Raw genomic sequence first — 9,697 nt, 5'->3', positions numbered from 1 at the left:
GTGAATGGTCGTGTGGTCGACGGCAATGCCTCGCTCAGCCATCATCTCTTCCAGATCACGCAGGCTCAGACTGTAGGCCAGGTACCAGCGCACGCACAGCAGGATCACTGACTGGTCGAACTGGCGGCCCTTGAACATTCAWTCCTCCAAAATGTCAGAGGCTCTCCTTGCCACAGTGCCGGTATTCAAAACGTTGCAACACAACCCTCCTATCGGCTCGATCAGCGACGGCTCTGGCGGCGGTGGCGCCACCACACTCTCAGCGACTGCTCAAGTGCTAGGCATTCCAGCCTTGACGACCGAACTCGGTGGCGGCGCGTCTATGTCAAGGAAGGGAGAGACCCTCGCGCGAGACGGGGTGCTGCGTGTGCTGAAGCATATGGGCATCCTGCCCGACGCCGTCGTTGAGCCGGCTGAGCCGCCACGATCCATGCGGGTCGATGGCAGGCAAGCTTTCACGTATGCGCCGGTTAGGGGCATCTTCGAACCAGCGGTGGCACTGGGAGATGGGGTCCAAGCTGGAGACCTTGCCGGTATCATCCATCCGATTGCGGGCCGTCTGAGCCCGCCAGATCGGTTCAGTTCACGCAGTCGGGTCTCGTTGTTTGCCAAAGAGCCCCGGCCCTCATTGAGGCCGGAGATTGCCTGTTCAAGCTTGTGGTCGACGTGTCGCCTCCCCCGATTCAGGAGCGCATACCGCCTATTTGGACGGCCCTTTGGGCACATCAACCTCGCGGATGAAATCGCGAAGCGTTTCCATATCCCATGATAGCGGGCGGTCGTCTGCATAGTGTGCAATGCGCTCGCGAACAGTGCGATAGATCGCATCTGTTCGAGGGGCACGCGTTTCCTTGCCAGCCAGGAAGTCGTGCGCCTGTGCTGCGGCCATCAATTCAATTGCCAGGATGTATTCGGCATTGTCGATAACGGCTAGTAGCTTATTGGCGGCGACGGTCGGATGGGCGAGAAAGTCTTCTTGCAAGCCGGAGGTAACACCCCCGTCAGTCGCAGCCGGGGCCGCCAGGCGGCGGTTCACGTTACTCAACGAAGCGGCAGTATACTGCGCAATCATGAAGCCAGAATTGCAGCCGCCTTCACTTGCGAGAAACGCCGGCAGATTGTTGACCAGCGGATTGACCAGACGGTCGATGCGTCGCTCGCTCATAGCAGCCACCTGAGCCAGAGCGATCGTCAGACTGTCGGCAGCCTGACCTAACGCGGGCGCAACTGCATGCGCCTGCGAAAAGACCAATGGGTTGTCCAGCGTACCCGACACTGCAGGATTGTCCGTGACGGAAGCCAGTTCGCGGTCGACCAGGTGTGCAGAGCGCTCCATCACCTCAAGGGCGGCACCATGCACATGAGGTACAGCGCGAAGGCTGAGCGCGTCTTGAGTGCGTCGCCCGCGAGCCGCGTCGATCAGGCCGCTCCCTTCGAGCAACCCGCGCAGCGTTGTGCCTACCGCCTCGATACCAGGTGACGGCCGCATGGCGAGCACGCGCTCGTCAAAAGCCGCCATTTGACAGCCAGCTGCTTCGAGCGTTAGAGCCGCCGCTGCATCGGCCCAGCGCAAAAGGCGTTGGACGCGAGCCAATGCCACACACAAAAGTCCGGTAGCGCAGGCAGTGCCATTGACCAGGCTGAGGCCCTCCTTGGCGCCGAGCACCAGAGGTTCGACTCCGATGGCTGCCAAGGCGTCACGTCCGCTCATTCGACGCCCCGCGACACGCGCCCTGCCCTCGCCGATCAATACAAGCGCAATGTGTGCGTTGTGCGTGAGATACCCCGCCGATCCACGCGACGGTACCTCGGGGATGCAGCCGCGCTCCAAGAAGCTCAGTAAGTTGAGAACGATCTCTGGTCGCACTCCAGAGTGGCCGTGCGCAAAATTGGCCACCTGCGATGCAATGATGGCACGGATGCTGCGCTCCTGCAGCAGATCACCAACCCCGCAAGCGTGGCTGAAGATAATGTTGCGAGAAAGTTGCTGCTGCAAAGCAGGTTCGACCACTGTGTTCGACAGCGCGCCAACCCCGGTGTTCACGCCGTAGGCGCGTATGCCGTTTTCGACTATGCGCGCCACGATGCGGTTTGCGTGTACGACACGGTCCCAAGCGGCAGGCGCAAGCGCCAGCGTCTCACCATCGCTGATCCGCGCGATGTCGCGCCAACTTGGAGATATGTCTATTGATACTACCATGGCATGCTCTCGAAAGGGCTTGGTTTGTGTGCGAGATGGCCGATTGGCTGCCTTGCGCCAGCCTTGTTTCATGAGTGCAAACGAGCTGCAGAAGTGCGCGCGTGCCTGCTTTGATATGGCGTCGATCTTCCGCGCCCGGGGTCGCTCGGCTTGCCGAGGCAATGCGGTTCCATCTTCGCCCGTTGGGCGTCAGTCAGCACAAATCGATCCATCCGGAGCTTGAATCACAATCCAAGCTCACCGTGATCCTGAACCTCAAACCTTAGAGCGGGTGGCCCCGCCCGCGTGATGCTCGGCCACGCCGCCAGCAATTCGCGGGTGTAGGCTTCCCGTGGCGACTTGAATAGCGACCCAACGTCGCCGCCCTCAACCACTTTTCCCGCGCGCATGACGATAGCGTTTTCGGCGATGAGCCGCACGATCGCCAGATTGTGGCTGATGACGACAAGCGTGATCTTTTCTGACCGCCTGATGTCTTGCAAGAGGTTGAGTAGATCGCCCTGAACGGAGACATCGAGACCGGCGGTCGGCTCGTCGGCGACAAGGATCGACGGCTTCATCAGCAGCGCCCGGGCAATCGCCACCCGCCTCGCCTGTCCGCCGCTGATCTCGTGCGGGTATTTGTCGACGACGCTCTGCGACAGGCCGAGCCGGTTCAGGATGACGCGCAGCCGCTCATCGGTCGTCGCGACTGGCTCCTTCAATACTGTGGCCACCTCGTTCATCAGCGTCCTGATGCGGCTGCGCGGTGACAGCGAGGCGGCCGGATCCTGGAAGATCGGCTGGATGAAGCTCGCGCGTTGCTTGAGTGCCGCGCGGCTGTGCACCAGCGGATTGCCCAGGATGCGGATTTCGCCCTGGTCGAGCTTCTGCAGGCCAAGAATGGCGCGCATTAGCGTCGTCTTGCCGGAGCCGGATTCGCCGACAATTCCGAAACATTTGTCTTGTGGAATGGAGAGCGAGACGCCGTCGAGCGCGGCGGTTTCGCCAAAGCGCAACTGCGCATTGTTGATCGAGATCGCGTCCATCACGGCGTCTCCAGCCGAAGGCAGCGGGCGCTGTGCCCGGCATCATCGCCGACGAGATAATCGCCGGGATCGACGACAGCGCAATCCGCGAACGAGACGTCGCAGCGTCCGTTGAAGATACAGCCGGGCGGCCGCTGGCGCGGATCCGGCAGCTCGCCGGCAATCACCGTGAATCGATTCTCAGAGGCATCGGCATGGCGCTCGCGGTCGATCTGCACCTCGCAGTCGAACAGCATGCGGGTATAGGGATGGCCGGGCTGTTGCTGCACTTTGTTGACCGTACCGCTTTCCAGTCTTTCGCCGGCATAGAGCACCGAAAGCTTGTCGCAATATTCGGTGACCAAGCCGAGGCTGTGGGTGATCAGAAGCACGGCGCAGCCAATGCGGTCGCGCAGGCCGATGATCTCGCGCATGATCTGCGCCTCGACCGTCACGTCGAGCGCGGTGGTCGGCTCGTCAGCGATCAGCAGCGCCGGCTCCGACAAGAGCGCCATGGCGATCACCACGCGCTGGCGCATGCCGCCGGACAGCTCGTGCGGATACTGGCCCATCCGCCGCTGCGGGTTGCTCAGCTTGACCTTGTCGAGCGCGTCTTCGGCCATCCCTATGCGTGTCTTGCGGTCGCTGCCGGGAGAGCGCCGGCGCAGCACTTCGCAGAGCTGCGTGCCAACGGTGAACACCGGATTGAGCGAGAGCATCGGATCCTGGAAGATCATCGCCATTCCACGGCCGCGCAGCGCCGCCGTCGCGTTKCGCTTGGTTAGGTCGAAACTTTTGCCGTCGATCTTCGCTGTGCCTGATGTAACCTTGGCATTGTTGGCGAGCAGGCCCATCAGCGCGAAGGCGACGGTCGATTTTCCGCTGCCGGATTCGCCGACCAGCCCGAGCATTTCGCCCTTCTGGATCTCCAGGGAAACGTCGCGTAGTGCATGCGCGGTGCCATGTGGCAGGCTATAGTCGACCGACAGGTTGCGCACAGAAATCGCCATCAGCTCACACTCGCTGTTTTGGGGTCGATGACACGCCGCAGCGCCTCGCCGAGCAAGGTTGCGCCGAGTGTGGCAATGGCCAGCACCAGGGCGGCGGCGATGGTCGGCCACCAGGATTGGTTGATCGACACGAAGCCGTCCTTGATCAGCGTGCCCAGTGAGGATTTCGGCGGCTGTACGCCAAAGCCGAGGAAGGAGAGTGAGGCTTCGAAGGCGATTACGACAGGCAGGTTCATGCTGGCCAGCACGATAACCGGGCCGGCGACATTGGGCAGGTAATGCCTGACCACGATGGTAACGGGGTGAACAGCGAGCATGCGCTCAGCTTCGATGAAGCTCAGATTGCGCAAGGTGTGCGCCCGGGCCCGTGCCATGCGGCCGAATTGCGGAATGAAGACGACGGTGACCAGCAGCACGAAGGTGGCCGAGCCCTTCCCGTAAAGCGCGATCAGCGCGAAGGCCAGGATGAGCGGTGGGAACGCGTTGACGATATCGAAGACCGCCATCACCGCCCGATCTATCCAAGCGCCGGCGATGCCGGCGACAATGCCGATCACCGAACCGATGATCGACGAGATGACGACGATCATCACAGCCAGCGTCAACGCATAGCGCGTTCCGACCGAGGTGCGCGCCATCAGGTCGCGACCGAGATTGTCGGTGCCGAGCAGATGCGTCAGTCCCGGCTGCGCAAAGCGGGCCTTGATGTCGATCGCATTGGGATCGGGACTGACAAGCGGGCCGACCAGCGCGAACACGAGGATAGCCAATGTGAAGGCCAGCCCAAGCCGGCCGTCGCGTTCAGAGCAGATGCGTTTGAGCGTCACGACCAGTCCGCTCATGTGCGGGCCCCCGCGATGCGAGGGTCGAGCAGCGCGTTGATCATATCAACCATCAGGTTGGCGACGATGTAGAATGCTACGATAAAGACGACGCAGGCCTGCACCACGGGGTAGTTGCGTTGCGCGATCGAGTTGAAGATCAGGCTGCCGATGCCGGAGCGGGCGAAGATGATCTCGACGACGACCGAACTGCCGATCAGGTCACCGAGCCCAATGCCGAGGATAGACACGACCGGCACCAAAGCAAGCTTCAGCGCGTACAGGCCAACGATACGGTATTCGGATACACCATAGGCGCGCATTGTGCGCACATGCAGCTCCGCCAGCGTGTCGAGCAGCGCCGCACGCACCAGGCGCGAGATGTAGCCCACCCAGCCGAGCGCCAGCGCCACGCTGGGCAGGATCAGGTGCCGTAGCCGGTCCGCGATGTCGCCGGGCGCACCGGCACCGGCCACCGGCAGCCAGTGCAGGCCGATGGCGAAGATCAGGAACAGGATGACCGAGACCACCAGCGTCGGCGTCGTGATGAAGGAGATCGACAGCAGGGCCAAGCCACTGTCGAGCCACGACCCCGGTTTCAGCGCCGCGATGACGCCGATCGGAATGCCGACGACCAGCGCCAGCGCCAGCGCGCTGAAGGCCAGGGCCAGCGTGTTGGGAATGACATCGAGAACGATCTCGAGGATCGGCCGGCGCGAGACGACATCCTCGCCGAAATTGCCGGTCGCGGCGCGGCTGGCGAACAGCCAAAGTTGCTCGAGCAGGCTGCGGTCGAGGCCCATGTCATGGGCTATCTGGGCGCGAAGCTCTGGCGTTGCTCGCGGGCCGAGCATCACCGAGGTGAAGTCTCCCGGCACCAGGCGCACCATCAGGAATAGAAGGAGCGCGGCGCCGGCGATGGTCAGCGCCACCGATGCCAGACGACTCGCGATGAAAGCGGCAGTCCGTTGCGATCTGCTCATGAACGGGGCTCCGGGTCTGGTCCGCCACAACTGGTCATCTGGTCCATCGACCTCACGCCTTGTCAAAGAACTCGAATTGCCAGTCCTTGCCATTGGGCAGGAACATAGGCTTCAGCCAGGCCGCGTTGACGAAGAAGTTGCGGCCGTGCGTGACCCAGATGCAGGAAGCCGATTCATCGAGCAGCTTCTGCATCTTGATATAGATCTCCTCGCGCTTGGCCGTGTCCAGCGTCTCCAGGCCCTCCTGGTGGAGCTTGTCGAACTCGGGATTGTTCCAGCGTTGCCAGTTCCACAGGCCGATCTGGCTGGCGAGGAACCACTGCGTCTGGAAGCTCGGGTCGAACTTGGAGGTGTAGGCAATGAGCGTCAGTTCGAGATCCTTGCCGGCATCGTCGGCACCGAGCGCCCAGTAGGCGCCTGAATCCATCGCGTTGATAGTGAGCGTGATGCCGACTTCGGCGAGATTGGCCTGAGCGATCTGCGCCACCGCCAGCGATGTCGCGTCGTTGAGACACGTGAAGGTGAAGGTCAGCCCCGTCTTGCCGGTCTCGGCGAGCAGCGCCTGCGCCTTGGCGAGATCCCTCGTGTAGAGCGGCGCATCGGCCCAGTTGCCGAGCAGGCCGGGCGCCAGCAGCGTCTTGGCGCGCGAAGTGGCGCCGGAATAGGCACCCTGGATGATCGCATCGACATCGATCGCCCATCGGATGGCCTGGCGCACCTTAAGGTCGGCGAGATCGCCCTTTTGCACATTGATGCCGATCCAGGTGTAGTCGATCCCTGGAATGTCGATCACCTTGGTGTCCGGCAGGCCCTTGGCGGTGTCGAGCTGGTCGGCATCGAAAGCGGTTAAGTCGAGCTCCTTGGCCTGATAAGACAGGAAGGAGGTCTTGCGCTCGGGAATGATCTTGCAGGTGATCTCCTCGAAATGCGCCTTGTACGGCCCCTTGTAGTCGGGGTTGGCGGCGAGCACGAACTGTTCCTTCGGGCGCCATTCCTTGAGAGTCATCGGTCCGGAGCCGATCAGCGTGGTGGCGATCTTGTCGCCCAGTTGTTCGACGGCCTTCTTGGACAGGATCGCACCTGACGCGTCGCAGATGCCGATCAGCCAGAGTGCGGCCGAGGGATGCTTGAGGATTAGCTTGCCAGTGTATTTGCCGGTGACTTCGACGGATTTGAGCGCCTTCATGTCGTCGGCATAGGCGAGCTTCTTGCCGTTCTTGTCGCCATTGATGTAGCGGTCGAACGAGTATTTGACGTCGTCGGCTGTCATCTCGCCGAAGCCACCGGTGAACATCTGGCCGGGGTTGAGTTCGAAGCCGAACTCGGTGACGGAAATCTGCTTGAACTCCTTGGCCGCGTCGTTGGTCCAGCTGGTCTTGCCCGGCTCGAACCGCACCAGCGTCTGGCAAACCGAACGGATGATGTTGCCTTCGGTGGTGCCGACGCGATTGCCCGGATCGAGATTGCCAATATCGGCATCGAGCGCGATGATCGGGTTGGTTCTGTCAGCCGCCCGCGCGAAGCTGACATAGGGCAGGATCGCCAGTGCCGACGAGCCGGCCAGGAATGTTCTGCGGTCGAGTTTCATGTGCATTTTTGTTCCCCCTTTTTTTGTTGGCTACATGCAATCGCGTGGAATGACCTCGTCGTAAGTCCGCTCGGCGAAGACCGTTCCCCGCTCGTAAGCCTTGACCCAGCCGCGTGCGTAGAAATTGTCGCGGTCGCAGCTGATGGTTATTCCGCAATCGAGCCGTGCGCTCCAATCGGGCCTGGTCAATTCCTCATGGCAGGTCACTTGCGTCACGCAGCTCGCCGGGTCGTCGTCGGTGATCCCATAGACCTTGCGGCGCCAAGAGGTGATCTCTGTGCCGGTTTCCTCGAAGACGAAGCGGCCATCGTCGGACAGTGCCGTCAGTTCGTTGCGTCCGGTCGGCAGGTCGGTCGTCAGCGAGCGCAGCTGGCGCGCCGGCTCCTTGATCGTCACCGGACCGGGGTGCGCCCACAGCGCCTCCTCGAAAGCGACGGGTGCCAGGCCATCTTCGCTGGCTAGGATCGACAGATCGAGCCGGCAGCCCTTTGGGTCGAGTGTCAGCATCGTGCGCTCCGGCGACGGCCAGGCCATCGGCCAGTAGGACGAGGAAATCGCCACCCGCAGCCTGTGTCCCTTGGGGATGATCTGCGCCACCGGTTTGAATTCCAGTTCGACATCCTCGAACTGACCTGGCGTCAGCGGCGTCGGAAACTCGTGGCTCTCGCGGTGCGTGAGATTGAGCAGCGCAAAGGTGATGAAGGCGGAGGTGCCATCGGGCGCCACATCGTTCAGCCTGACGCAGATTTGCGCCTGTGGCTTGTCGGCGGCGACGCGCAGCCTGATTTTCGATATGCCGGCAAGCGGCAGGTCGGCATCCATCACCACGCTGTCGAAGCAAAGCGAGCCGCCATCATCGGCCCGCTGGTCGCGTGCGCCTTCGGCCGAGATGCGGCCCTGGCCATAGGGGCACCATTCCTGCCCTTGCACGCCGGTGGTGAGCGGCGAGGAAATGATCGGCCTTGCCCCGCCGGCATCCTGCGTTTCGCCGAGCTTGCCGTCGCCGTTCAACCACCAGGTCTTGTCGCCGATCTGCTTTGCCGGCCATTGCGGAAAACCCAGCCAGCGGCCTGGCCTGAAGTCGATATGCGAATGCGGCGTGGCATAGTCCATCAGGTAGAAGCGCATGTCCGGCTCGCGGTCGGCACCGTTGTCGATGCCCTTCAGCCAGTGATCGTACCAGCGGATGCATTCCTGCAGGTAACCGACGGCAGGGCCGGGTACGCCATAGTTTGGTTCCTTGTGGCCCCACGGACCGCAAAGACCTTTGGCCAACCCTTTGAGGTTCTCGACCAGGCTGAAGATGGTCTGCGTGTAGCCATCGAGGTAGCCTCCGACCGCCAGCACGGCGCACTCGATCGTAGAAAATTCCTCGCACACCGAACCCTGCTTCCAGAACGCGTCGCGACGCTGATGCTTCAGCCATTCAGCGGCATGGTTCTTGTGGTCGTCGAGCCGGTCCTTCCACATCTGCCGCCAGCGATCCTCGCCGACGACGGCCGGGTCCGGCGGCAGCGCCGAATAGCCGAACAACGCCCCGCCCCAGCCGAAATTATCGTTGATCAGCAGGCCACCATTATAGTGCGCATCGCAAGCGTAACGATCGTCGGTTGAGCAGGACGTGACGATTGCCTTCAATTGCGGCGGACGGCGCGCTGCGACCTGCAAACCGGAAAACCCGCCCCAGCTGTTGCCGATCATGCCGGCCACGCCGGTGCACCAGGGCTGCGCGCAAAGATGGTCGAGAATCTCCAGCGCGTCGTCCTGCTCGCGCTTGACATATTCGTCGTCGAGCAGGCCTTCGGAATCGCCGGTGCCGGCAATGTCGACGCGGGCGCAGGCATAGCCGTGGCCGGCGAAGAAAAGATGCATCTCCTCATCGCCCGTGCGCGTGCCGTCGCGACGGCGATACGGTATGTATTCGAGGATCAGCGGGACGGGATTGTCTTCGGCGTCTTCTGGCAGGAACAAGCGTGCGGCCAGCTTGCGGCCGTCGGCAAGCGGAATCCAGTGGGTTTCGACTGTTCTGACCCCGGAAATAATGACGCTGGGCATACGAACTCCGGCTTTGATTAAATGAGCATTTAA

7 protein-coding genes and 1 pseudogene are annotated in these 9,697 nt (G+C 62.2%); all 8 read right to left on the bottom strand.

Features of this window, described 5'->3' with window-relative positions:
* Positions 1–138, bottom strand: a pseudogene (locus AC1DWF_RS17480) (IS6 family transposase); the annotation flags it as partial.
* A gap of 562 nt (positions 139–700) precedes the next feature.
* A complete protein-coding gene (locus AC1DWF_RS17475) occupies positions 701–2,200 on the bottom strand; it encodes an HAL/PAL/TAL family ammonia-lyase (protein WP_476783898.1) in 1,500 nt (499 codons plus the stop codon).
* A gap of 224 nt (positions 2,201–2,424) precedes the next feature.
* Positions 2,425–3,228: an ABC transporter ATP-binding protein gene (locus AC1DWF_RS17470; protein ID WP_476783897.1), complete on the bottom strand. Its 804-nt coding sequence runs from the start codon at positions 3,226–3,228 to the stop codon at positions 2,425–2,427.
* A complete protein-coding gene (locus tag AC1DWF_RS17465) occupies positions 3,228–4,217 on the bottom strand; it encodes an ABC transporter ATP-binding protein (RefSeq protein ID WP_476783896.1) in 990 nt (329 codons plus the stop codon). The genes AC1DWF_RS17470 and AC1DWF_RS17465 overlap by 1 nt, the downstream gene beginning before the upstream one ends.
* On the bottom strand, positions 4,217–5,059 hold the full coding sequence (locus AC1DWF_RS17460) for an ABC transporter permease (RefSeq protein WP_476783895.1): 843 nt from the start codon (positions 5,057–5,059) through the stop codon (positions 4,217–4,219). The genes AC1DWF_RS17465 and AC1DWF_RS17460 overlap by 1 nt, the downstream gene beginning before the upstream one ends.
* Complete coding sequence (locus AC1DWF_RS17455; protein ID WP_476783894.1) at positions 5,056–6,021, bottom strand: ABC transporter permease; 966 nt, start codon at positions 6,019–6,021, stop codon at positions 5,056–5,058. Before AC1DWF_RS17455 ends, AC1DWF_RS17460 begins: the two co-directional genes overlap by 4 nt.
* 52 nt (positions 6,022–6,073) lie before the next feature.
* Positions 6,074–7,615 (bottom strand): ABC transporter substrate-binding protein, encoded by a 1,542-nt coding sequence (locus AC1DWF_RS17450; protein ID WP_476783893.1) that lies wholly within the window; start codon positions 7,613–7,615, stop codon positions 6,074–6,076.
* Positions 7,616–7,639: 24 nt separating this feature from the next.
* A complete protein-coding gene (locus tag AC1DWF_RS17445; RefSeq protein WP_476783892.1) occupies positions 7,640–9,664 on the bottom strand; it encodes a CocE/NonD family hydrolase in 2,025 nt (674 codons plus the stop codon).
* Positions 9,665–9,697 lie beyond the last annotated feature (33 nt).

The sequence above is a fragment of the Aminobacter sp. P4_D5 genome (assembly GCF_056401815.1).
This window is presented reverse-complemented; position numbering and strand designations above follow the sequence as displayed.

Bases quoted from the DNA above. Each gene is read 5' to 3' on its own strand.
- AC1DWF_RS17475 (WP_476783898.1), bottom strand. From the start codon at position 2,200: ATGGTAGTATCAATAGACATATCTCCAAGTTGGCGCGACATCGCGCGG.
- AC1DWF_RS17470 (WP_476783897.1), bottom strand. From the start codon at position 3,228: ATGGACGCGATCTCGATCAACAATGCGCAGTTGCGCTTTGGCGAAACC.
- AC1DWF_RS17460 (WP_476783895.1), bottom strand. From the start codon at position 5,059: ATGAGCGGACTGGTCGTGACGCTCAAACGCATCTGCTCTGAACGCGAC.
- AC1DWF_RS17455 (WP_476783894.1), bottom strand. From the start codon at position 6,021: ATGAGCAGATCGCAACGGACTGCCGCTTTCATCGCGAGTCGTCTGGCA.
- AC1DWF_RS17450 (WP_476783893.1), bottom strand. From the start codon at position 7,615: ATGCACATGAAACTCGACCGCAGAACATTCCTGGCCGGCTCGTCGGCA.
- AC1DWF_RS17445 (WP_476783892.1), bottom strand. From the start codon at position 9,664: ATGCCCAGCGTCATTATTTCCGGGGTCAGAACAGTCGAAACCCACTGG.